This window comes from Clostridium sp. MCC353, assembly GCF_018785315.1.
Lineage (GTDB): Bacteria > Bacillota > Clostridia > Lachnospirales > Lachnospiraceae > CHH4-2.
Map to the genome: position 1 here is coordinate 1 of NZ_WQPN01000060.1, position 22,997 is coordinate 22,997.

Sequence of the window (22,997 nt, forward strand, 5' to 3'; positions counted from 1 at the left end):
ATGGCTTTCATCCCCGAAGGATTCCCCTGGGCCCGCCCGCATCCAAACATCCAGTCCGTCCCCTCGTCCCGCTTTCCTGCGTATCTTTCTCAATTAAATCCCAATTTTCCCACATTTTACCTGCCTGAACAGGAAGAAAAAATGGCTCCCTGACAATTCATGTCAGGAGCCATTTTTTCAAAAGGTTTTATGTCCCTTAAATTTCATTCACTTTTCTCTTAACATAGGTAGTATGGAGCAGATGATGCGCCTTTTCACTGCCCGGTTTGCCAAGATATGTGGAGTATAATTCTTTAATAGCCGGATTCTCGTGTGATTTTCTGATCGGGTTATTCTTATCAGAATCGTAGAGAACCTGAGCGCGGAGAGCGCGTACATCTACTGTGTTGCGCACATAGCCGGGCTGCTGAGGCTGGCCGCCGCCGTTGATACATCCGCCGGGGCATCCCATGATCTCGATGAAGTGATAGTCGGCTTCGCCGGATTTCACTTTATTCAAAAGTTCTCTTGCGTTGCCAAGGCCGGAAGCAACCGCCACTTTAACGTCCATTCCTGCAACGTTGTAAGAAGCTTCTTTGATGCCTTCCATGCCGCGGACATCGGTAAAGTCTAAGTTAGCCAGTTCTTCACCGGTCAATGTCTCAACCGCAGTTCTGAGAGCAGCTTCCATAACACCTCCGGTAGCGCCGAAGATTACGGCAGCGCCGGTTCCAAGGCCCAGAGGAGCGTCGAAGTCTTCATCCGGAAGGGTCTGGAACTTAATGCCCATGCGTTTGATCATGCGGGCCAATTCTCTGGTGGTTAAGGAGTAATCCACATCAGGAACTCCGTTGGCAGCCTGGTCCGGTCTCTGTACTTCGAATTTCTTCGCGGTACAAGGCATGATGGATACGGATACGATATCCGCAGGTTTGATTCCTGTCTTTTCAGCATAATAGGACTTAGCGATTGCTCCGAACATCTGCTGAGGTGACTTGCAGCTTGACAGATTCTCCGTCATATCCGGGAAATAGTGCTCGCAGTATTTGATCCATCCTGGGGAACAGGAAGTGATCATCGGGAGAACGCCGCCGTTCTGAACTCTGTCTAAGAATTCTGTGGCCTCCTCCATAATGGTTAAGTCGGCGCTGAAGTTTGTATCAAATACTTTGTCAAATCCAAGTCTTCTGAGAGCTGCGGCCATCTTGCCTTCCACATTGGTTCCGATTGGGTAGCCGAATTCTTCGCCCAGTCCGGCGCGGACAGCAGGAGCGGTCTGTACGATCACGTGTTTAGACGGATCTGCAATTGCAGCCAGAACATCGTCGATGCTCTCTTTTTCACGCAATGCGCCTGTCGGGCAGACTGCGATACACTGTCCGCAGGAAACACAGCTTGTTTCGCCGAGGCCCATTTCGAATGCGGAACCGATCATGGTGGCAAAACCACGCTGGTTGGCTCCAATTACGCCGATGCCCTGAACTTTTTCGCAGACAGCGGTACAGCGTCTGCAAAGGATACATTTGCTGTTGTCACGGATCATATGTACGGCGCTGTCATCGATACAGGAAGGGGTTTTTGTGCCCTCGTAGTATTCTTCATCATCAACACCCAGCTCTTTGGCAAGCTGCTGAAGTTCACAGTTTCCGCTTCTTACACAGGAAAGACATTTTCTTTCATGGTTTGATAAGATTAATTGCAGGGTTTTGCGTCTGGAATCCAATACTTTGGGAGTGTTGGTCCATACTTCCATGCCCTCATTGATTGGGTATACACAGGAAGCCACTAAACTTCTTGCGCCCTTCACTTCAACCACACAGATACGGCATGCGCCGATTTCATTGATCTCCTTTAAGAAACACAGGGTAGGGATCTCAATGTGAGCTAATCTGGCTGCTTCGAGAATGGTTGAACCCTTTGGAGCGCTGACTTCTAAGCCGTTAATTTTAATTGTAATATTCTCCATCCTGATTCTCCTCCATTACTGTTTGTAGATTGCGCCAAATTTACATTTCTCCATACATGCACCGCACTTGATACATTTATCCGTATCAATAACGTGAGCCTGTTTAACAGAGCCAATAATAGCGCCATTCGGACAAGTTCTAGCACACAAGGTACATCCTTTACATTTGGCAGGATCGATATGGTAAGACAGAAGAGACTTACAAACGCCTGCAGGACATCTCTTTTCTAAGATATGCGCTTCATATTCGTCGCGGAAGAATCTCAGTGTGGAAAGTACCGGGTTTGGAGCTGTCTGTCCAAGTCCGCACAATGAGTTCTCTTTAATGTAGTAACAGAGTGCTTCCAGTTTGTCCAGATCATCCATGGTCGCTTCGCCTTTGGTGATCTTTGTCAGAAGCTCTAACATACGTCTGGTTCCGATCCGGCATGGAGTACATTTGCCGCAGGATTCTTCAACTGTAAATTCCAGGAAGAATTTAGCGATGTCAACCATACAGTCGTCTTCGTCCAGAACGATCAGGCCGCCGGAACCCATCATGGAACCGATTGCCAGCAGGTTGTCATAGTCGATCGGAATATCGAAATGCTCAGCCGGGATACATCCGCCGGAAGGTCCGCCTGTCTGAGCCGCTTTAAACTTCTTGCCGTTGGGGATTCCGCCGCCGATCTCATCGATGATCTCACGGAGTGTGGTTCCCATAGGAACTTCCACAAGTCCGGTGTTGTGGATCTTGCCGCCCAATGCAAATACCTTGGTTCCCTTTGATTTTTCCGTACCCATGGAAGCAAACCATTCCGGTCCGTTTAAAATGATCTGAGGAACGTTGGCATAGGTTTCAACGTTATTTAAAATGGTTGGTTTACCGAATAAACCTTTCTGTGCCGGGAACGGAGGACGGCATCTTGGTTCGCCTCTGTTTCCTTCGATGGAAACCATAAGAGCGGTTTCCTCGCCGCATACGAACGCTCCTGCGCCCAGACGGAGGTCGATGTTGAAGGAGAATCCGGAACCGAAGATATCATCTCCTAAGAGCTCCATCTCTCTGGCCTGTGCGATGGCGATTTTCAAACGCTCAACAGCGATGGGATATTCAGCACGAACGTAGATAAAGCCCTGGGAAGCGCCGATGGCGTAACCTGCGATGGTCATAGCTTCCAAAAGGGCGTGAGGATCGCCTTCCAATACGGAACGGTCCATAAATGCGCCCGGGTCGCCTTCATCGGCGTTACAGCAGACATACTTCTGATCCGCGTCATTGCCGCGGGCCAGCTTCCATTTTAAACCGGTGGGGAATCCGGCGCCGCCGCGTCCTCTTAAACCGCTGTCTAATATAGTCTGGATGACTTCATCCGGGGTCATCTCTGTTAAAACTTTACCGAGGGCCGCATAACCACCGGTACCGATGTATTCTTCGATTACTTCCGGGTTGATCACGCCGCAGTTTCTCAGTGCGATTCTGTGCTGTTTTTTATAGAAATCGGTGTCAGCCAATGCTTTGACGCCGGTAGGAGTTACTGTTTCATTGTAAAGAAGCCTTGTTACAACACGGCCCTTTAATAAATGTTCGGATACGATCTCCGGAATATCCTCCACTTTTACCATGGAGTAAAAGCTGGCGTCCGGATATACAATCATAATTGGTCCTAATGCGCAGAGTCCGTGACATCCTGTCTGTACTACGGAAACCTCATCGGCTAATCCGTTTTTCTCAATCTCTGCTTTTAATGCTTCCATAATCTGCTGGCTTCCGGAAGAAGTACATCCTGTTCCGCCGCAGACTAATACGTGTGAACGATACATCTGGCTTCCTCCTATTATTTAAGATCTGCAGAATTCAGTGTGTAAGCCTCAACTACATGGCCACCGATCAGGTGTCTTTCTACAACTTCTGCCGCTTTATCAGGTGTCATCTTAATATATGTAATCTTTTCTTTACCTGGCTCCATCACTTCTACGATGGGTTCGTATTGGCATAAGCCGATACAGCCTGTCTGGGTAACGGAAATCTTGTCGGTCAGGCCCTTTTCCTGAACCAGCGTGGATAATGTAGTGAGAACCGGTCTCGCTCCGCTGGCGATCCCGCAGGTAGCCATGCCGACCACCACCCGTGTGTGGCTGTGGTCTTCCGCACGAAGCCCTACCTGGCCCTGCATTTTCTCTCGAATTGCTCTTAATTCTTCAAGACTTTTCATGTTTGCCTCCATTCTTCCTATGGGCCGTGTCACAAATAGGCCGCCCATAGCATCAAAAGAGCAGTGCTCAATAAATAGCACCACCGTCAGTGTCTGTTTTGTTTTCCTTCAGGTATTCCATAATATAGTCTGAAATCTCCGGTGCGTTAAACGGAACATCCCCAAGGATTTCACGGAACTCTCTGGTATCTAAACGGAAGGATTTATCGTTATAACGGTAAATGTAGATGAAATCCGTGTCCGGGTGATATACAACCAGGGTATGTATGGTGCTGGAAATATCCCCCAGCGGCATACGGTCAATATGAGAAAGTACAAAAACTGCGGTTACAGTAGTTCCTATGCCCACCTGGGAATCTATGGTAAAACTCCCTCCGGTGCTTTCCGCCGCGTATTTGAAAAATGGTACGCCAAGCCCCACCTTTCTGGTAGTTCTGCTTGTGAAAAATGGATCTGTAACCCTTGCAACCTGTTCTGGCGTCATCCCGCATCCGTCATCCGCAATGGTGACGGTCAGTCTGTCAGCCAAAAAGTCGGCTGCTACCGTGATTGTAACCAGTGAAGCGCCTGCCCGTGTGGAATTTTCTGCTACGTCTAATATGTTTAATGAAATTTCAGTCATCATAGGCTTAATATTTTGCTAAAATACCCGGAATGTCATCTACGGTCAAACGTCCGTAAACTTCGTCGTTAATCATCATGACCGGAGCCAGACCGCAAGCGCCTACGCAGCGGCATGAATCCAATGAAAACTTACCATCAGGGGTACACTCTCCGTTGGTAATCCCTAAAAGCTCTTCCAGTTTAGCGAAGATCTCTCCGGAACCCTTAACGTAACAAGCAGTACCTAAACAAACGGAAATCTGATATTTTCCTTTTGGCTGAAGAGCAAACTGTGAATAGAAGGTTGCTACTCCGTAAATCTTTTCTAGCGGGATACCCATCTCATCGGAAATCATGGTCTGTACTTCTATAGGAAGGTAACCGTAAATATCCTGTGCCTGTTGCATAATCGGCATAAGAGCACCCTGTGTGTCTTTGAGCTCAGCAATCACCTTTTTAAGCGCTGCTTCCTGCTCTGCGGTTCCCGTAAATGGAACGCCCTCTTTTTTGCAAGCCATCTTAAAACCTCCTTGTGTATTATGTGCAATGTACCTAGTATTTTAGCATGTATATGAGAAAAAATCTATATATAAAACGGAAAATGTGAAAAAAATAACGTGGATTAGTGTTGATAATTAATAAAACCGATGATATTCTAGGGTTATAGTTAATGTTAAATGCATAGTTCAATTAAAACAGGCAGCAAAAAATTTGTGCCGGAGCCACAAATTTGAATCGCAGCTGAGAATTTGAAATTCTCAGCGCATGCCTATGCAGCGCAAAATTTGCGCTTTAAAACGCTCCGGCAAGGAGGATTAATATGACAGTTAAGGATGTACAAAATGTATTGGGCGCACGGGTTCTGGTGGGATCGGAGCACTTAGACCGGGAAGTGAAAAGTGCCTGCGGTTCCGACATGATGAGCGATGTTCTGGCATTTTCCAAAGACCATTCCGTATTGCTGACCGGCCTTTGCAATCCTCAGGTGATCAGAACCGCTGAGATGTTGGACATTGTCTGCATCATTTTTGTGAGAGGGAAAAAGCCGGATGAGACGATTTTAAAAATGGCCGAAGAACGCGATCTCATAGTGCTTGAAACAGGACACCGGATGTTCTCCGCCTGTGGAATGCTGTACCAGGCCGGATTACATGGAGGTGCGATTTAATGGATGACAAGATTACATTGACCTATCCGATATCGCCGGACGACTTTACCAGGGCGGGGGAAGCCAGCAGCGATGTGAAGCGGAAACTGAAGCAGATGGGCGTCAGTCCCGAAGCCATCAGAAAGGTGGCCATAGCCATGTATGAAGGCGAGATCAATATGGTAATTCACGCCAAAGGCGGCGAGATCACAGTGGAGATCACGCCGGAAAAGATCCTGATGATCCTGGACGATGTGGGTCCAGGCATCCCGGATGTGAATATGGCCATGCAGGCCGGATATTCCACAGCTCCTGACGAGGTCCGCTCTCTGGGATTCGGAGCAGGTATGGGACTGCCTAATATGAAAAAATACTCCGATGAGATGGAAATTGAGACGGAATTGGGAGTGGGAACCAAGATTACGATGACCGTTAATATTTGATTAGAAACCGGAGCGGATATTGAGCGGTAAATATTGAGCAGAAGATATTTAACCGTAGATATTGAGCGGAAAATATTTAACCGTAGATATTGAGCGGAAAATATTTAACCGTAGATATTGAGCGGAAGATATTTAACCGTAGATATTGAGCAGAAGATATTTAACCGTAGATATTTAGCAGAAGATATTTAACGGAAGATATTTAACTAAAATATTACGGCAGAATTTTAGCTGCTAAAAACAGCAAATATAGAAAGAGGAGGTTCCGTTATGGATAAGTTTTATCATTCGGTCCGGCTGGACCCGGAACTCTGTATGGGGTGCATTAACTGCATCAAACGCTGTCCCACGGAGGCAATCCGGGTGCGGAACGGAAAAGCGCTGATTAACGGCAAATTTTGTATTGACTGTGGGGAATGCATACGCGTCTGCCCCCATCACGCAAAACATGCCACCTATGATAAACTGGATGTGATTAAGCAGTACAAATACACAGTTGCCCTGCCCGCCCCGTCCTTGTATAGCCAGTTTAACAACTTGGATGATGTGAATATTGTGCTGAATGCCCTTTTGATGATGGGATTTGACGATGTGTTTGAAGTGGGAGCCGCGGCGGAACTGGTATCAGAGGCTACCAGGGAGTATTTATCGGAACATGAAGACCAGCAGCCGGTTATCAGTACAGCCTGTTCCTCTGTGGTACGGTTAATCCGGGTGCGTTTTCCTAATTTAATTCCTCATCTGCTTCCGCTGAATCCGCCGGTAGAGGTGGCGGCATGTCTTGCGGCGGAACAGGCTGTGAAGAAAACCGGGCTTCCAAGGGAAGATATCGGAATCATTTTCATTTCTCCCTGTCCGTCCAAGGTGACTTATGTGAAATCGCCTTTGGGAACGGAAAAGAGCCAGGTGGACAAAGTGCTGGCGATTAAGGATGTGTATCCCAAACTGCTGTCCCGCATGAAGGCGGTGGGAACGGATGCGCCGGAGATCGGAACTTCCGGCAAGATCGGGGTCAGCTGGGGAAGAAGCGGAGGAGAAGCCAGCGGCCTGTTCACCGAGAACTACCTGGCGGCGGACGGAATCGAGAATGTGATCCGGGTGCTGGAAGACCTGGAAGACCAGAAATTCACAAACCTTAAATTCGTGGAATTAAACGCCTGTAACGGCGGCTGTGTAGGCGGCGTGCTGACCGTGGAAAATCCTTACGTTGCGGAAGTGAAATTAAAACGTCTGCGCAAATATATGCCGGTGGCCCGAAGCCACATGGAACACGATGCGGAACCCTATATTCCCTGGACCACTGGGGTGAAATTCGAACCGGTATTCAACCTGGGAAATACCATGATGGAAAGCTTTTCAAGGCTGAACCAGGTGGAACGCCTCTGCAAGCGCCTGCCCGGCCTGGACTGCGGTTCCTGCGGGGCCCCGACCTGTAAGGCCCTGGCGGAAGACATTGTGAGAGGAGAGGCCAGCGAAAGGGACTGCGTTTATTATCTGAGAGATAACCTGCATAAACTTTCCGAGGAAGTGAGCATTCTGGCGAATGACCTGGCATCCGGCGACAAAGGCGGAGATGAGACACTGGCGATTTTGAAAGAATACATACAGAGGATTTCCGATGAGATGTCGCTGTTAGATACGAAGATGACGGTGGAAGAGAAGGAGTAGCGGGCTGCGTTGACCGAATTCGGGGCAAATATACCGCAAAGTGGGGCGTGCAGATGACGGAATTGAATTTTCAAACGTATTCTAGTGCACAGAACAGAAAAGCGGAACAGAGAGAGCAGGGCAGAGAATGCAGAACAAAGAGAGCATAAAATAGAGCGGAAAATAGAGCGGAAAATGGAAAGCGCAGAACATCAAAAGCGCAGAACATCAAAAGCAGAAGACAGGTCAGAACAGAGGGCGCAGAACAGGCCGGGAATTAAAATTCTGACAGAAACGGGGGTTATATGACTGTAAAAGAATTAATAGACCGTAATATATTTGGAGTCGTAAACATTGGGGATGGGACGGATCGGAGCATTACGAAGCCATTTTGCTGTGATCTTTTGAGCGTCGCCATGGGGAGGGCGCCGGAAGGCTGCGCCTGGGTGACTGTTATGGGGAATATGAACACGCTGGCCGTGGCTTCTTTAGCCGATGCGGCGGTGGTAATTATGGCGGAAGGGGCTGTGCTGGATGACGTGGCGCTTAAAAAGGCCAAAGAGCAGGAGATCACGGTATTAAAGACGGATCTTCCTATCTTTGATGCGGCGCTGGCTGTTTTCCGGCTGATGAATGATTAATTTATCCTATGACCTTCATATTCATTCCTGCCTTTCCCCTTGCGGGGATGATGATATGACACCGGCCAATATTGTGGGAATGGCGGCGATAAAAGGTTTGGACGTGATCGCGGTCACGGATCACAATTCCTGCAAAAACTGCCCCTCAGTCATGAAGTTTGCAGAGGAATACGGGGTGCTGGCCATTCCCGGGATGGAGATCAACACTTCTGAGGAAGTGCACGCAGTCTGCCTGTTCCCGGATCTTGACTCAGCCCTCCGGTTTGATTCCTATGTCTATGAACGGCTCCTTCCCTTTCCTAATAAAGAGGAAGTATTTGGAAAACAGCAGATTTACGGGCCGGACGACCAGTGTGTGGGGACAGAGCCCCTGCTTTTGATTAACAGTGTGGATATCTCATTTGACCACCTCTGGGATCTGGTGCGCTCTTACGGCGGAGTGATGTTTCCTGCCCATATTGACAAGACGGCCAACAGCTTAATCAGCAATCTGGGATTCGTCCCCCCGGACAGCCAGTTTAAAACGGCGGAAGTGAAGGATTTGAAAAAGCTTCATGAGCTGAGGCGGAATAATCCCTATTTGGAAAGCTGCAGAATTATTAGCAACTCGGATGCGCATTATCTGGAACACATCAACGAGCCGGTTTTGACGGTTGGGGTGGAGGAGAGGAGTGTCGCCGGGGTGCTGGAAGTGCTGGGGCGGGGTGTGTGAAAAAATTATTCAAACCATGCCTGGAAGGAACAGATGATGTCTATCTATAAATATGAACGTATTATATATTGGTCTGAAGAAGACAAAGCTTTTTTCGTAGAAGTTCCAGAATTACCCGGATGTATGTCTGATGGAACAACCCCGGCTGAAGCGTTGGAAAATGCCGAAGTGATTATTTCCGAATGGCTGGAGACTGCCAAAGAGCGTGGTCAGGAGATTCCGGAGCCTAAAGGAAAATTAATGTATGCATAAAATAGGATTAGGATATTAAAATAAGACAGAGCATAGCCAGGAAGCTTGCTCTGTTTTATTTTGTTGTTTTATTTAATGTTTATTAATTTCTGACAACTCTTCTAATGCAGAATTCTTTCATGAAACTGATTATTTGGGCATCTTCTCCTGTTTCATAGAAGTCAATCAGCATGGTTTTAAATTCCTCTAACTTATCAATTGGCACCTGAAAGATCCCTATATCATTTTCAATTAAAACCTTGTTAGCGATAAGCTGTGCAACGCGTTTATTGCCGTCAATAAACATATGGGTTCTTGCAACATAGCAGAAATATTTTAATGCCCGTTGTTCTTTATTCTTTATTTTTTCAATTTCACTCAATTTATCGATAATAATGCCGGTCTGCGGCATTTCAGGTTCCCATAAGGTGCCGCCAATCTGTACCGGAATAGTTCGGATTTCACCGGAATTATTGAATGACAGAAGTCCGACAATTTTATTATATTCTTGAAGCAGCATGATGCAGTTATCGAAATCTAAGTTATTTAATAAAAAATGCCATGCGTTTTTCAAGGTGATGACGAAGAGAACTTCTTCTGCTTTTGTGAAGGTCGGTATATTAGCAAGAATAGCTTCTGTTTTGGGGAAAGTAGTACCTAAACCTTCCAGATTCGCGCTTTTCCAAATGCTATCTGCTAAAAGCCTTTTAGCCATTTCTGTTGCTGTATCATACATAAAATCAATTGCGCCCCCTCAGAAATCTATAGTTTATTTTTGTTTATACATAGTTTACAGTATCTCCTTAATGTAGGATTATTTTATAACAGGGTATTTCTGATGTCCATACTTTGCTAGTTACTATTCCTTCTTTATAGAAGCTATATTGACAAACAGATAAGTGAAATGCAATATTCAGCCCAGCTATGGCTATCAACAATCCGCTTATTATGATACACTGAAACAAAAAGTTATATGTTTGAAGGGGATGAACTATGGATATACGAATAAATATAACAAATATACAAATCGATACTAAACGATTGATTCTCCGCCCATGGAACGAAAATGATCTTGATGATTTTTACGAATATGCTTCCGTTAATGGATGTGGTGAAATGGCAGGATGGAGACATCATGATTCGGTAGAGATATCAAATACAATTTTAAAATCATTTATAGCCGAGAAAAATGTTTTTGCAGTAGTTTTGAAGGGCAATGATAAAGTTATTGGCTCTATCGGCTTGCATTGTTCATGGGCAGAAGATGATCCTAAGTATTGTAATCTCAGACTTAAAGAAATTGGCTATGTACTTTCGAAGGCATACTGGGGGCAGGGGTTGATGGCAGAAGCCGTTATGAGCGTAATTGAATTCTGTTTTACCGAGTATAAGTTGGATGCCATTACAATCAAGCATTTCTCGAATAATAACCAATCAAAACGCGTAATCGAAAAATGCGGCTTCAAATTTGTAGGCCAATGTGTAGGTTATTCCAGCCAGTTGCAGCAAAATGTTACTCATATGAAATATATTTTATATAGATAATTAAACATCACCAGTACTAGAATGTGGGCTAAATGCATATTTTTCATCAAAATAAAGATATCATACAAGAAATTCCCCCTCTCCAATAGTAAAATAAATCCATCACGCCAATCTGCCAGCGCAGACTGAACCAGAGGAACAGGAAAAAGCCCTTTTCTGCCTTCCCCAGCGTAATAAAGCTTTTAATTTGGAGGTAAACATGGATTTACAAAATGAAAAATGCGTTATGATTATTGATGAAAACCTGCCCTTAGGGATTATTGCAAATACTGCCGCAATTATGGGAATCACCCTCGGGAAAAAGATGCCGGATGTGGTGGGAGAGGATGTCAGGGACAAGAACGGAAATGAGCATTTGGGCATCGTAGCTCTTCCGGTGCCCATTTTAAAAGGAACTGCCGGACTGATAAGAGAAATCCGGGAAAAATTATATGAACCGGCCTATTCAGACCTGATGGTGGTGGATTTTTCAGAGCTGGCCCAGGGATGCAACGTATATGAAGAATTCATAGATAAAATGAACTTAACAGAGGAACAGGAACTGCAGTATCTTGGCATTGCGATTTGCGGAGCCAGGAAAAAGGTCAATAAACTGACAGGAAGCATGCCGCTGCTGCGATAACGGCATGCTTCAAATGAGCCTGCAAAGAAATAATCATCGCTGATTCAGACTTATATTACTAAAATTTAGCCACCTTTATCCGGTTCATCCCTTCAGCAATCCCTTCAAACGGTCCAACTGTCATCTTTCCTGCCGGCCGGTTATTGCCGAAGAAATCCTGCTCAATGCACAAAGGCGTGCCGTCCGGCTGCTCAAAGGGCAGTTCCGGTTCAAATGCAATGCCTAACACGTCGGTGGTGACGGTAACCGTCTCCACCTGAGCCGGTTTGTCTCCGAAATCGAATTCCAGATAAACGCCGTCCTCTTCGGTGACCACCTTGACTTCCGGCTTCATTTCCCCGAATACAAGGGTGCCGGGTTCCTTTTTAAAAGGCTGCGCGTCGTAGAAATAGAGGTTGGAGCCGCAGTACATCGGAAGTCTGGCGTCCGCGAACTCGTCTACTGAGTGCAGGTTTTCATACCATTTCTCATCGTCTGTGGGGCATTCGTTGTAAAGGGCAAGTCCCCTCGGAACGCTGCCGTCCAACAGTCCCATGGCGTCTCTCTGAATCCAGACGCTGGTATCCGCATACGGTTCTTTTTCCCTGTTTTCGTCCTGGGTTCCCGTGAAAATATTGTTATAGAACCGGTTGTCGCCTCCGATAATGGTCATAAAGCCGTGAACCCCGGTTTCATGGGCATAATGATAAGGCGTGAAGCGGTTGGTCACCCGTTCCCAGGTGATAAATCCGCCGAACAGGTTGTGGACATATGCGCCGCCCTGGGATAAATCCTTTACGTTCTTCATGGACAGCATCACGTTGTTGTCCACCGTATATGGGCCGTGGCTCACTTCCACGAATAAATCTTCCGTATCGTTGTCATAGAGCAGGTTTCCGGTGATCCTGGTGCCCTGGGCCTGCCAGTCCATCCAGAGGCCGCGGTCGCAGTTGTGGATGTGGTTGTTCCTGATGATGCAGTCCAAAGAGGCATGGAGTTTGATTCCGGCCACTTCCGCGCCGTTGAACATCCTCTTGTGGTGGATATTATAAATGTGGTTATTATAAATCTGGCTGAACACTTCGCCCAGATGGCCGCAGATTCCGGTCTGTTCGCAGTCGTGGATCACGTTATTCCGAACGATGTGGGAGCCGATGGTTTCTTTGCTCCAACCCATATGTAAGGCGTTCATGATCACGTCCCGCTCCCTCTGGGTTCCCTGTTTGGTGCCCACCAAAACCCACTCGTTGTGTCCGCTTTCAATCTCTTTCCCAAGACTGATGCCCGAGTTTTTGGCGTTGCTGATTTCATTGTATTCGATGATCCAGCCTTTGCTCCAATGAGGGCCGATCAGGCCTTCCTGAAGGGCGGTAGGAGGAGCCCAGTTAGGCGCTGCCATGGTCAGATGGAAGCCGCGGACCGTAATGTAGTTGATCCCTGTCTGCTCCGGCCAGAAACAGAACCTCCTCACATTGATCTCAATCGTATGTTCCGCAGGATCGAATTCGCCGAAGTTGGCGTAGATGGTGGTATTTTCCTCATCCGTTTCGCAGTACCATGTGTGCAGGGACCATTCCTGTTCCCTGGCTTTCTCAAATGGAACCGGATTTAACACCCCATCCAGGCCAGCCGCTTCAAACATGGACCTTCCGTCAATATAAACTTCTCCCAGATGATAACATCTGTCCAGACTTTCAAACCAGTCCCCCCATACAACTTCCTTGTAAGGATTAAAATCTCCGAAAAACGCGTTGGGAATCACTGCTTTATAGACGGTTCCCTCCGTCTTTTCCCAGTTGGAGATCACCTCTCCGCCAGAAATCACCACATTTTCCCCCGGAGCCGCCTCATAGGTGATCCGTTCACTGTCACTGTTCCCGCCCCGTTTCGGGTTCACATATTCCCGGTAAATGCCTTCGTGCACAGTGATCACATCCCCTGCACACGCCAGATCCGCCGCATGCTGGATGGTTTTAAAAGGACGGGTTAAAGTGCCCCCATAGGTGTCGCATCCATTTGGAGAAACATGAAAATGGTTTGCCATAAAAATACCTCCTGACTTATATTTTTTTATATCGCCATACCTCTATTGTACCTTGAAAACGGTGGATTCCACAACAGGAATCTGCGATAAAAAACAGTTAACTGCCATTTTTCCGGTACTCGCTGGGAGTAACCCCTTCCGCCTTTTTGAAAGAACGGATAAAAAAGCTGGTGTTGTTGTATCCGATGGAAATTCCGATTTCCCGTATGGTCATTTTGGTTTCCATGAGGAGGCGTTTCCCCTCTTTCATGCGGAGCGACGTCAGATAGCTGACAAAATTGCATCCGGCCTTCTGTTTAAAAAGGGTGGAAATGTAATTGGGGGACAGTCCAAACACCGAGGACAGCCCGGACAGGCTTAAATCTTCTTTATAATGTTCCCGGACATAGGAAAGGATTTCGTGGTGGACCGAATCCTTAGAAGAAGGCTGCATCATGGTTGCGGACAGGAACAGAAACTGTTTTTCCAGGGTTTCCATGGAACATTCCTTCAGTTTGTAGGCATTTTTTAGAAATTCCAGTATATTCCTGACTGCCGCAGGGTGTTCCTGGCCTGCCTTTGGCAGATGGTATGCCAGGTAATCGCAGGAACGGGTGAATTTCCCATAGTTCCGTCCCGTTAAGGCCAAAAGGCCGGCATTGCACTGGCGGCAGAGTTCCAGAAGGAGGGGCGGCAGTTGGGGCGGTCTTTGGGAGCTGCGGTACAGGCTCCGGGGCTTGAACACCGGGCGATCTGTTTTAATGGAAATCATGCGGTGATATTCCTCTATCCAGTCCCGGCTGCTGCGCAGCTCCTTTCCCTCAATGACCGTGTGCCTGCCTGTACACCGTTTAACCAGTTCAGCCAGATAATTTTTGTAATAGGCCGGATATTCCGGAGTTTCAAAGAGGAAAAGAAAGGTTCCGTTTTCCTCTTTAAAAGGTATGATTATAATTTTATCATTGTCCTCAGCCATGAGTTCGGATGTGGACAGGAACTCCCCGTAAATGTCGTTGGTCAGCAAAACAGGATGACAGGGAACCGGAAAGGTGATGAGGGAATCGGTAAAGGTGAACAGGGCTGCGGCACATAGGGTTAAATCCTTTAAAAGAAGGGATTTTTCCTGTTCCAGAGCGGATATTGTCTTCTCCAGTATCTCTTCGATCTCTATGGGCTTTACGGGTTTTAAGATATAATCACAGACGCCTAACCGGATCGCCTCCTGGGCGTATTTGAAATCGTCAAAGCCCGATAAAATGTAATATTTTGTATCAGGCGACAGGTTCTGGGCCTGTCGGATCGCACAGAGCCCGTCCATGGCCGGCATACGGATGTCCACCAGGGCCAGGTCGAAGCGGACGGATTTCACGGCATCCAGCATCACGAGTCCATTGGAGGCTTCTGCAATATCCTCCTGCTGAATGCCCAGATTCACAAGAAACAGGCGTATGGACTGACGGACCAGGGCTTCATCATCGGCAATTAAAATTTTCATTGGCGTTCCTCCAGACTGTTTTTGGATAAATAGATGGCAGTGCGGGTTCCTTTTCCTTTGGCGCTTTCCATCTCAAACCTGCTTTGTGCGCTGAAAAAATGAAGGCGTTCTTTGACATTTGTCAGGCCGATGCTGTTTTGAATCTCTTCCACGGAGCATCCCACCCCGTCATCCGAAACGGTGATTACCAGATATTCGTCTGCGCAGCTGACGTCGATCGTAATATGGCAGGGATGTTCACAGGGTTCAATCCCGTGGAGAATGGAATTTTCCACGATGGGCTGAAGTAGCAGCTTGGGAATCCGGTATGTTGAAACCGGCGTGTTCAGGCGGATTTCATAGGAGAGGCGGTCGCTGAAGCGGAGCTTTTGAAGGGCACAGTAATCTTCAATAAACTCCAGCTCCATGGTAAGGCCCACTAAGGATGGAGCCTTTAACACATAGCGCAGCATATCGGAAAGCTCATAAAGGGCATTTTCCAGGGAATCCCGCTGTCCCACCTGGTTCAGGGCGATAAAATTGTTCAGCGTATTGAAGAGAAAATGAGGCTGTATCTGAGACTGGAGGGCATGGAATTCTATGTTTTTCTGCTGTATAGTCATCAGATATTCTTTCTGGATTTTGTTCTCAAGCTGGATCACGGTCTGGTTGAGGGAATCGCCCAATTCGTCCAGTTCCGTATTGGAAACATAGTGATACCGCTTGCTGAAATCTTTATTCTGTATGGCCAGGAATATGGACTTCATGCTGTCGATGGCCCGGACCATTTTTTTAGAAACCGTAACGTAGGACAGGGCGGCTGTAACCACACCCACCAGGTAAAGCAGGAGGGCTGCCAGGTAAACGATGCTGGTCCGGGACCGGAGCTGGGCGTTGGAAAGCAGGATGGTGATGGTCCAGGGGTAATCCTTAACCGGATAGGAATAGGTCTTGTAAATTCCGTCTTCCAGGCTGACTTTGGTTTCGGGAAGATCGTGGCTGAGGGCATTTTTGTCCTGAGCGTTTAACGGGGCATTTGTATAGATGATCTGCTGGTTTTCATCTTTTATGATAATTTTGGAATCCACATGAAAGCTGAATTCATTGAAAATGCGGTCAAACAGGGAGGTGTTGATATCGAATTTGATAACGCATAAAGGTTCTCTGGTATTCAGCACCATGATGGAACGGACCAGGGAAATGACTGGCGGATCGCAGGGACTGATATAATCCGGCGTGTGAGGGCCTAAAATGATGCAGCGCCCGTTGGCCTCAATCGCGTTTTTATACCATGTCTGGGCGGAATAATCATAGGGCTGTACCAGGGTCTTTTGGTCAGTGTTGATGGTGGTGTAATACAGACACCGGTTTCCTTCCACGATGAAGATGCCGTTGGTGTCGGCCCGGTTATAACGGACAAAACTCATGTTGGAATCCAGGTTTCTGCGCAGGGAAATTTCATCCAGGACATTTTCATAAGGATGATCCAGAGACAGGTTTTTCAGGTAATAATACATTTCATCATTGTAATAAGGCAATAGAGTGATCTGCTGTAATTCGTCCAGATAGGTGCTGATGCTGCTGATCATGGAATCCACAGTGGCGTTCAGCAGAATGTGGACATCCTTGTTGTAATTTCTGGAATAGGTGTTGGCGATCACCGTCGTAACCAGCATGAAAGGAATCAAAGTGCTGATCAGAAAATTTTTCAAAAGCTGAAGGGAAAACGACTTATTTTTTGACATCGGTCCATCCTTTAGAAAATAAATGTTTTATTTCAGTATCTACTTTATAATATAATGCAGCAGGCTCTAAAAAGCAAAGCTTTGAAGGGGCGGGAGATAAAATCAGAAGATAGTGCAATGGAATCGTAAGAATGAGCTATATAACAGCATGAAATAGGGATTTATAATAAAAATATCAAATATTACCAGGAGGAGAAGATATGAGAAAGAAAATGAAAACTTACGTTCTTTTGGGGATGGCTGCAGCAATGGTATTGGGGATGACAGGCTGCCAGGGCCAGAGCGGAAAAACTCAGGAGGCAGCGCCGGGAGGAAAAACAGAGGCAGCTCAGGCAGGAAAAACAGAGGCCGTAACGGAGGGGAAAGCGGAAACGGCCGCCGGAAAGAATGAAAACGCCGCCGGGAATGGGGAAAGCAAAGCGGAGGCGAAGCCGGAACTGAAGGGCGAGCTGGAAATCGTCACCAATGCCAACGAGGAAACCTTTAAAGCGGTGAACCAGGTCCTGGAAAAATTTATGGAAGAGAATCCGGGGGTAAAAATCAGTTATACCACCCAGGGATCGGATTACGAACAGCTCATGAAAGCCCGGATGGCGTCCAACGATCTGCCGGATATCTTCGCTACCCACGGATGGTCGGTGAAGAGGTACAGCGAATATTTGAGACCCTTAAACGACCAGCCCTGGTACGGTTCCATCGAACCTTCCTTCATGGGCAACATTGAAAATGAAAACGGTGAAATATTCGTGCTCCCGCTCAACATGGATGTGGCCGGGCTGGTCTATAATAAAAGCCTGCTGGAAGAACTGGGGGTTCCGGTTCCGGGAACCTGGGAAGAATTTTTATCCATTTGTGAAATGGGGAAGGAAAAAGGGTATACGGGCGTATTTATGGCTGGAAAGGACAACCGCCAGGCAGCAGCTTTGATGAACATTTCTGCACAGACTTTTATAGCCGGATGCACGGATAAAAATTATACGGCCCAGCTTTTGGACGGCACATTTGACTGGAACAACTGGACGCCCATATCCCAATTTCTGGTGGATTTAAAGACAAAAGGGTATTTGAATGTGGACTGCGTGACCTGTGATCCCATCGACATACCAGCCAGGCTGTCCGAGAATAAAACGCTGTTCCTGATCACATCCGATCCGTCCCTGATCCGTGTTGTGGCGGAACTGAATCCTGACGCCCGGTATGGCCTGGCTCCTGTACCGGCCCTCAACAGCAGCTACAAACCGGTGTTTGCAGGCGGCGAGAGAGAAGCCTATGGAATCAATAAGGATACCAAACAGGAAGAACTCTGTCTGGAGGTGCTCAAATACATGGCAGAGCCGGAGAATATAAAGCTTGTCTGTGAATCCAGCGGCAAACGCTCCGCGTTAAAGGACGTGAACCCGGATTTAGGCGCTGTTGCGGAAGACTATGCGGCATATGCGGATACGGAGATTTACCCTTCCTTTGACCGGGCTTACCTGCCAAACGGCATGTGGAGCACCATGAGAACCGTGGGTTCTGCATTAATCGGGGAAGAAATGACGGTTGAAGAGAGCATAAAGACCATGGAAGCGGACTATAAGACCCTCCGTGAGCAGAATTAACCGGAGCGGAATTTTTTTCCGCTCCGGAATGGAGGTAAAAATGAAACGGAAGAAAGATAGTTCCATTGATATCCTGTATCTGCCGGCGCTGATTCTGCTGGTGGTTTTTGTGGTATATCCGCTGCTGTCAGGGCTTCATATTTCATTCACCAACTGGAATGGATATTCGGCCAAATATAAATATGTGGGATTTGCCAATTACGCCAAGCTGGCAGGCGACAAGATGTTTTTTACGGCCCTGAAAAATACGCTGATCTACGGGGTGGGAAGCACGTCGATCCAAACGGTTGTGGGAATCACTTACGCCCTTCTGCTTCAGAAGAAGTTCAGGGGCCAGACATTAACAAGGGTGATCGTCTACCTTCCGGCCATGATCGCGTCGTTAATTATGGGGTATATTTCCTACTTTATGGTGCAGTACAACAACGGGGCCTTAAATGATATCATCATGCTCTTTGGCAGGGAGCCGGTGGACTGGATGAACAACGGGCGGCGGGCGGTGTGGATCATCGTAATCATCAACGCCCTTCAGTTTGTGGGAAAGACCATGATCGTCATGATCGCCGGCCTCCAGGGAATCCCGGAATCCTATGAAGAAGCGGCGGCCATCGACGGAGCGGCCTATTTCCAGCGGCTTCGGTATATCACCCTGCCCCTGCTTCTTCCGGCCATTACCACCAGCGTTGTGCTGAACCTGATCGGAGGCTTAAAGCTGTTTGGAATCATTTTGTCCACCACCTCAGGAGGGCCGGGATATTCCTCACATTCTTTGTCCACCCTGATCAATTACCTGTATTTCCAGAATCAGAACGCAGGTTATGCTACGACCGTAGGGCTTGTGCTTTTCCTGTTCATCATGATAATCGGCACGGTTGTCAGGCGTTTCCTTGAAAAGAAGGTGGGGGATTTGAGTTGAAAAGAGAACAGAAACAAAACATGTTGAAAACGCTGGCGGCCATATTGATAATCGGACTGCATATTTCCCCATTCTATATCATGGTAAATATGTCCTTAAAAGAAGCGGCGGACCGGAGTTCCAGATGGATGCCGTCCTTAAAGCCTTATATCCTGAATTATATTCATGCGATGGAAGTGGGAAATCTGCTGCGTGCCATGGGAAATACCCTGTTTATCGTGCTGTGTTCCGTAATCATCATCGTCGTTGTGGGCGCCATGGCGGCCTATCCGCTGTCACGGCACACCACCAGGAAAAACAAAGTCATTTTAACCGTTGTGGTAGGGGTGATGATGGTGCCCCAGTTGAGTGTTTTAGTTCCGCTTTATAAAGAAATGGTGGCTTTGGGGGGGATTAACCGGTTTTGGGGGATCATCATCGTATCCGCCACCTTCCACCTCCCTCTGGCCATTTATATGTATACCAATTTTATCGGAACGGTGCCTAAGGAACTGGACGATGCGGCGCTCATTGACGGGTGCAGCAGGCTCCAGGTGTTCTTCAGGATCATACTTCCGAATTTGAAGGCGACCACCACCAGCATTGTGATTTTGACCGGTGTGGGCATATGGAATGACTACCAGTTCCAGCTTTATTTTCTGCAGAAACCGGCGCTGAGGACCATAACGCTGGCCATAACCACATTTTTCACCGACACAAAACAGGATATGGGAGCGGCGGCCGCGGCGGCGTTCATCGTCGTGATGCCTCCGGTGATCATGTATATTCTGATGCAGAAATATTTTGTAAAGGGAGCGATGGACAGTGCAGTGAAATAGTCAGGGGTTAGAGATTGGCGGAATATAGTCTGATTACAGATGGCTAAATACGCCGGAAACGGAAATGAGGAAAAAATGGATTGGAAAGATAAACGGAAACAGCTCTGCGACCCGGATGACAACCGGGTGATGATCGCATCCCACCGGGGGAAATTCTCTTCCAGCGTAATGGAAAACACGTCTCTGGCCTTCTGCCTGGCGCTTTTTGAAGGCGCAGACCTGGTGGAAATGGATCTGGCAAAGACGAGGGACGGAAAAATCGCAGCCCATCACGACGATACCATGGAACGGCTGTTTCATGTTCCGGGCGTTATCGCAGATTACAGTCTGGCGGAACTGAAGGAAATGGATCTCTATAACTACATCGGGGAAATCTGCGAGGAAAAGATCGAATCACTGGAAGAAATTCTGGAAGCGTTACAGGGCAGAACCCTTCTTGTACTGGATAAATGCTGGGACTGCTGGGAGGACGTATACCGGCTTTTGGCGTACCATAACATGGTGGAACAGGCGGTTTTCAAATTCTATATAGAGGATGAATCAGCTTTTTCATGGGCCGAAAAACACCCGGACTGCATGTTCATCCCAATGCTGAAGGACGTGTCTTATTTGGAAAAGGTAGTTTCCTTAAAAAGCGTCTCACCCGTTCCGGCTTTGGAGATTCTGCCCAGGAAGACCACCGATGGGGTATTTCAAAAGAAAACCTTTGATATGCTGAAAAGCCATCAGATCAAAGTCTGGTGCAATTCCCTGAGTTTGGCCAGGCGTCTGGTATACGGGGCCGGGTATGACGACTTAAAATCCCTGCGTTACGGCGGAGAGGCGGGATGGAAGCACCTGATTGACAGGGGCGTGGGAATCATTCAGACCGACTGGCCTTATGAATTAAAACAGTATTTGCTAAAATATGAGTGATAGTAACGGTTCCGATGCCTTATGACCGGTATTTTTGGCCGGAAAGACGGCTGCTTAAACTGTTACGATTTTATTATAGCCGGGGATGGAGAACGGATGTTAAAACATGCCCCGGCACAGGAGAACCGGAAAATGAAAAAACAGGTAATATTGATAATGACAGATACAACGCGGAAAGATATGCTGGGCTGTTATGGAAATCCGGCCATGAAAACGCCGAACTTGGACCGGCTTGCGGCGGAAGGGATCCGGTATGAAAATGCATACACCTGCCAGCCAGTCTGCGGCCCGGCCAGAAGCGCGGTTTTTACGGGAACATTTCCCCACACCAACGGAATGGTGACCAACAGCGTTGCATTGAGGGAAGATGTAAAAACGCTGGGGCAGTGGCTGAAGGAAGCCGGGATTCCCTGCGGATACGTGGGAAAATGGCATTTGGACGGAGGGGATTACTTTGGAAACGGCAGATGCCCCGACGGCTGGGACCCGGATTACTGGTATGATATGAGATGCTATCTGGAGGAATTGACGGAAGAGGAGCGGATGAAATCGAGGAAAAAGTCCACGGCGTATGATGAGGAAATGACAGAAGAATTCACATATGCCCACAGATGTTCGGACCGGGCTATTGAGTATTTGAACCGCCATCAGGATCAGGACTTCTTTCTTACGGTGTCCTATGATGAACCCCATGGCCCGTCCCTTTGCCCGGAGCCATTTAACCGGATGTATGAGGGATACCGGTTCGATGACAATCCCAATTTCCAGGATGATCTGAGCAAAAAGCCGCTGATGCAGCAGTTGTGGGCTGGAGAGGCCCTTCACGCTCCGGTGGAAGAGATCAACCGACCGTCCCAGAATCTGGCGCTGTTTCTGGGCTGCAATTCCTTTGTGGACTATGAGATCGGCCGTGTTTTGGAAAAAGTTAAGGAAACAGCCCCCGGTGCCATGGTGATCTATACCTCTGATCACGGTGCCATGCTGGGCGCGCACCGCCTGCAGATGAAGAACGCGACAGTTTATAAAGAGGCCGCCAATGTCCCGCTGATCATCAAAGGCGGTGAACAGGGAAAAGTCGTATATGATCCGGCTTCCCATATCGATCTAGCCCCGACGGTTCTGGATTATTTCGGAGCGCATATTCCTAAGTGCATGGAAGGAAAAAGCATGATGAGCCAGGTTTTGGATTCCACCCGGCGGATCAATGACTGCGTATATACGGAATTTACCCGGTATGAAGCGGATCATGACGGGTTTGGCGGACTTCAGATGATGAGAGCGGTGATTACAGAGCGGCATAAGCTGGCCGTCCATCTGCTGGACGGGGATGAATTTTACGATATGGAACATGACCCGTATGAGATTCAAAATCTGATTGGGGACGAATCCTATGCGGATATCAGAAACCGTCTTCATGACCTTCTGCTGGAACACATGAACCGGACCAGAGACATTTACCGCGGCTACCAGTGGGCGGCCAGAGAGTGGAGAACGGATAAAAAGCCGGTTTGGGAAAATGACGGGTATACGAGGCAGAGGGAGAATGAAGAAGGGGAAATGCGTCAGCTGGATTATGATACCGGACTGCCGATGGAAACGGCGGTGAGGAGGAAGAAGGTATTGGCTGCCAAATGATGGATCAGGTTTGAGAGTGTTTGAAGAGTGCTTTCAAACACTCTCTGGGATACTGGGGCTGTAAAAAAACAGTCCTAAAGAAAAAGGGGCTGTAAAAAAACAGTCCTAAAGAAAAATCGCTGAAGTCTTACGACTTCAGCGATTTTTTGGTATAATTAAT

Annotated in this window: 23 protein-coding genes; 14 read left to right on the top strand and 9 right to left on the bottom strand. The window is 47.6% G+C overall.

The window, feature by feature from the left end:
• Positions 1 to 196: 196 nt before the first annotated feature.
• The 5 genes from GPL15_RS11940 to nuoE all read right to left on the bottom strand — a co-directional run bounded on the left by GPL15_RS11940 (position 197) and on the right by nuoE (position 5,261).
• Positions 197 to 1,945 (bottom strand): NADH-dependent [FeFe] hydrogenase, group A6, encoded by a 1,749-nt coding sequence (locus tag GPL15_RS11940; RefSeq protein ID WP_215698898.1) that lies wholly within the window; start codon positions 1,943 to 1,945, stop codon positions 197 to 199.
• Positions 1,946 to 1,960: 15 nt separating this feature from the next.
• Entirely contained in the window at positions 1,961 to 3,748 is a 1,788-nt protein-coding gene (gene nuoF, locus GPL15_RS11945; RefSeq protein ID WP_215698899.1) for an NADH-quinone oxidoreductase subunit NuoF, read from the bottom strand.
• A gap of 14 nt (positions 3,749 to 3,762) precedes the next feature.
• Positions 3,763 to 4,140: a (2Fe-2S) ferredoxin domain-containing protein gene (locus GPL15_RS11950; protein WP_215698900.1), complete on the bottom strand. Its 378-nt coding sequence runs from the start codon at positions 4,138 to 4,140 to the stop codon at positions 3,763 to 3,765.
• Positions 4,141 to 4,207: 67 nt separating this feature from the next.
• The gene (locus tag GPL15_RS11955) at positions 4,208 to 4,765 is read right to left on the bottom strand and encodes an ATP-binding protein (RefSeq protein ID WP_215698901.1); all 558 of its coding nucleotides are present in this window, start codon (positions 4,763 to 4,765) and stop codon (positions 4,208 to 4,210) included.
• 4 nt (positions 4,766 to 4,769) lie between these two features.
• Positions 4,770 to 5,261, bottom strand: coding sequence for an NADH-quinone oxidoreductase subunit NuoE (nuoE, locus tag GPL15_RS11960; RefSeq protein WP_215698902.1), 492 nt, complete (start codon positions 5,259 to 5,261; stop codon positions 4,770 to 4,772).
• Positions 5,262 to 5,563: 302 nt separating this feature from the next.
• Between nuoE and GPL15_RS11965 the strand changes: the two genes are divergently transcribed.
• From GPL15_RS11965 to GPL15_RS11990, 7 genes are all read left to right on the top strand, one after another.
• Entirely contained in the window at positions 5,564 to 5,911 is a 348-nt protein-coding gene (locus tag GPL15_RS11965) for a DRTGG domain-containing protein (RefSeq protein ID WP_215698903.1), read from the top strand.
• On the top strand, positions 5,911 to 6,333 hold the full coding sequence (locus GPL15_RS11970) for an ATP-binding protein (RefSeq protein WP_215698904.1): 423 nt from the start codon (positions 5,911 to 5,913) through the stop codon (positions 6,331 to 6,333). The genes GPL15_RS11965 and GPL15_RS11970 overlap by 1 nt, the downstream gene beginning before the upstream one ends.
• A gap of 270 nt (positions 6,334 to 6,603) precedes the next feature.
• Positions 6,604 to 8,001: a [Fe-Fe] hydrogenase large subunit C-terminal domain-containing protein gene (locus GPL15_RS11975; protein ID WP_215698905.1), complete on the top strand. Its 1,398-nt coding sequence runs from the start codon at positions 6,604 to 6,606 to the stop codon at positions 7,999 to 8,001.
• Between the two features lie 47 nt (positions 8,002 to 8,048).
• Positions 8,049 to 8,150, top strand: coding sequence for a hypothetical protein (locus GPL15_RS27995; protein WP_346344955.1), 102 nt, complete (start codon positions 8,049 to 8,051; stop codon positions 8,148 to 8,150).
• Positions 8,151 to 8,285: 135 nt separating this feature from the next.
• Positions 8,286 to 8,621: a hypothetical protein gene (locus GPL15_RS11980; protein ID WP_215698906.1), complete on the top strand. Its 336-nt coding sequence runs from the start codon at positions 8,286 to 8,288 to the stop codon at positions 8,619 to 8,621.
• Entirely contained in the window at positions 8,614 to 9,333 is a 720-nt protein-coding gene (locus GPL15_RS11985; protein WP_215698907.1) for a PHP domain-containing protein, read from the top strand. The genes GPL15_RS11980 and GPL15_RS11985 overlap by 8 nt, the downstream gene beginning before the upstream one ends.
• 33 nt (positions 9,334 to 9,366) lie before the next feature.
• Entirely contained in the window at positions 9,367 to 9,585 is a 219-nt protein-coding gene (locus tag GPL15_RS11990; RefSeq protein WP_252198346.1) for a type II toxin-antitoxin system HicB family antitoxin, read from the top strand.
• Between the two features lie 82 nt (positions 9,586 to 9,667).
• Here the strand turns inward: GPL15_RS11990 and GPL15_RS11995 are convergent, their stop codons facing one another.
• Positions 9,668 to 10,300, bottom strand: coding sequence for a Fic family protein (locus GPL15_RS11995; protein WP_215698908.1), 633 nt, complete (start codon positions 10,298 to 10,300; stop codon positions 9,668 to 9,670).
• 257 nt (positions 10,301 to 10,557) lie between these two features.
• Between GPL15_RS11995 and GPL15_RS12000 the strand changes: the two genes are divergently transcribed.
• Together GPL15_RS12000 and GPL15_RS12005 are read left to right on the top strand one after the other, a co-directional pair.
• Positions 10,558 to 11,109: a GNAT family N-acetyltransferase gene (locus GPL15_RS12000; protein WP_215698909.1), complete on the top strand. Its 552-nt coding sequence runs from the start codon at positions 10,558 to 10,560 to the stop codon at positions 11,107 to 11,109.
• Positions 11,110 to 11,308: 199 nt separating this feature from the next.
• On the top strand, positions 11,309 to 11,731 hold the full coding sequence (locus GPL15_RS12005) for a DUF2000 domain-containing protein (protein WP_215698910.1): 423 nt from the start codon (positions 11,309 to 11,311) through the stop codon (positions 11,729 to 11,731).
• Positions 11,732 to 11,789: 58 nt separating this feature from the next.
• Here the strand turns inward: GPL15_RS12005 and GPL15_RS12010 are convergent, their stop codons facing one another.
• From GPL15_RS12010 to GPL15_RS12020, 3 genes are all read right to left on the bottom strand, one after another.
• Positions 11,790 to 13,754, bottom strand: coding sequence for a right-handed parallel beta-helix repeat-containing protein (locus tag GPL15_RS12010; protein WP_215698911.1), 1,965 nt, complete (start codon positions 13,752 to 13,754; stop codon positions 11,790 to 11,792).
• A gap of 97 nt (positions 13,755 to 13,851) precedes the next feature.
• Complete coding sequence (locus GPL15_RS12015; protein ID WP_215698912.1) at positions 13,852 to 15,228, bottom strand: response regulator; 1,377 nt, start codon at positions 15,226 to 15,228, stop codon at positions 13,852 to 13,854.
• Complete coding sequence (locus tag GPL15_RS12020) at positions 15,225 to 16,952, bottom strand: histidine kinase (RefSeq protein WP_215698913.1); 1,728 nt, start codon at positions 16,950 to 16,952, stop codon at positions 15,225 to 15,227. The genes GPL15_RS12015 and GPL15_RS12020 overlap by 4 nt, the downstream gene beginning before the upstream one ends.
• Before the next feature lie 200 nt (positions 16,953 to 17,152).
• On the opposite strand from GPL15_RS12020, the gene GPL15_RS12025 reads away from it, so the two are divergent.
• From GPL15_RS12025 to GPL15_RS12045, 5 genes are all read left to right on the top strand, one after another.
• On the top strand, positions 17,153 to 18,553 hold the full coding sequence (locus GPL15_RS12025; protein ID WP_215698914.1) for an extracellular solute-binding protein: 1,401 nt from the start codon (positions 17,153 to 17,155) through the stop codon (positions 18,551 to 18,553).
• Positions 18,554 to 18,593: 40 nt separating this feature from the next.
• Positions 18,594 to 19,469, top strand: coding sequence for a sugar ABC transporter permease (locus GPL15_RS12030; RefSeq protein ID WP_215698915.1), 876 nt, complete (start codon positions 18,594 to 18,596; stop codon positions 19,467 to 19,469).
• Positions 19,466 to 20,287: a carbohydrate ABC transporter permease gene (locus tag GPL15_RS12035; protein WP_215698916.1), complete on the top strand. Its 822-nt coding sequence runs from the start codon at positions 19,466 to 19,468 to the stop codon at positions 20,285 to 20,287. The genes GPL15_RS12030 and GPL15_RS12035 overlap by 4 nt, the downstream gene beginning before the upstream one ends.
• 75 nt (positions 20,288 to 20,362) lie before the next feature.
• Positions 20,363 to 21,202, top strand: a complete 840-nt coding sequence (locus tag GPL15_RS12040; protein ID WP_215698917.1) for a glycerophosphodiester phosphodiesterase family protein — start codon at positions 20,363 to 20,365, stop codon at positions 21,200 to 21,202.
• Positions 21,203 to 21,334: 132 nt separating this feature from the next.
• Positions 21,335 to 22,837 (top strand): sulfatase-like hydrolase/transferase, encoded by a 1,503-nt coding sequence (locus tag GPL15_RS12045; RefSeq protein WP_215698918.1) that lies wholly within the window; start codon positions 21,335 to 21,337, stop codon positions 22,835 to 22,837.
• Positions 22,838 to 22,997: the final 160 nt, after the last annotated feature.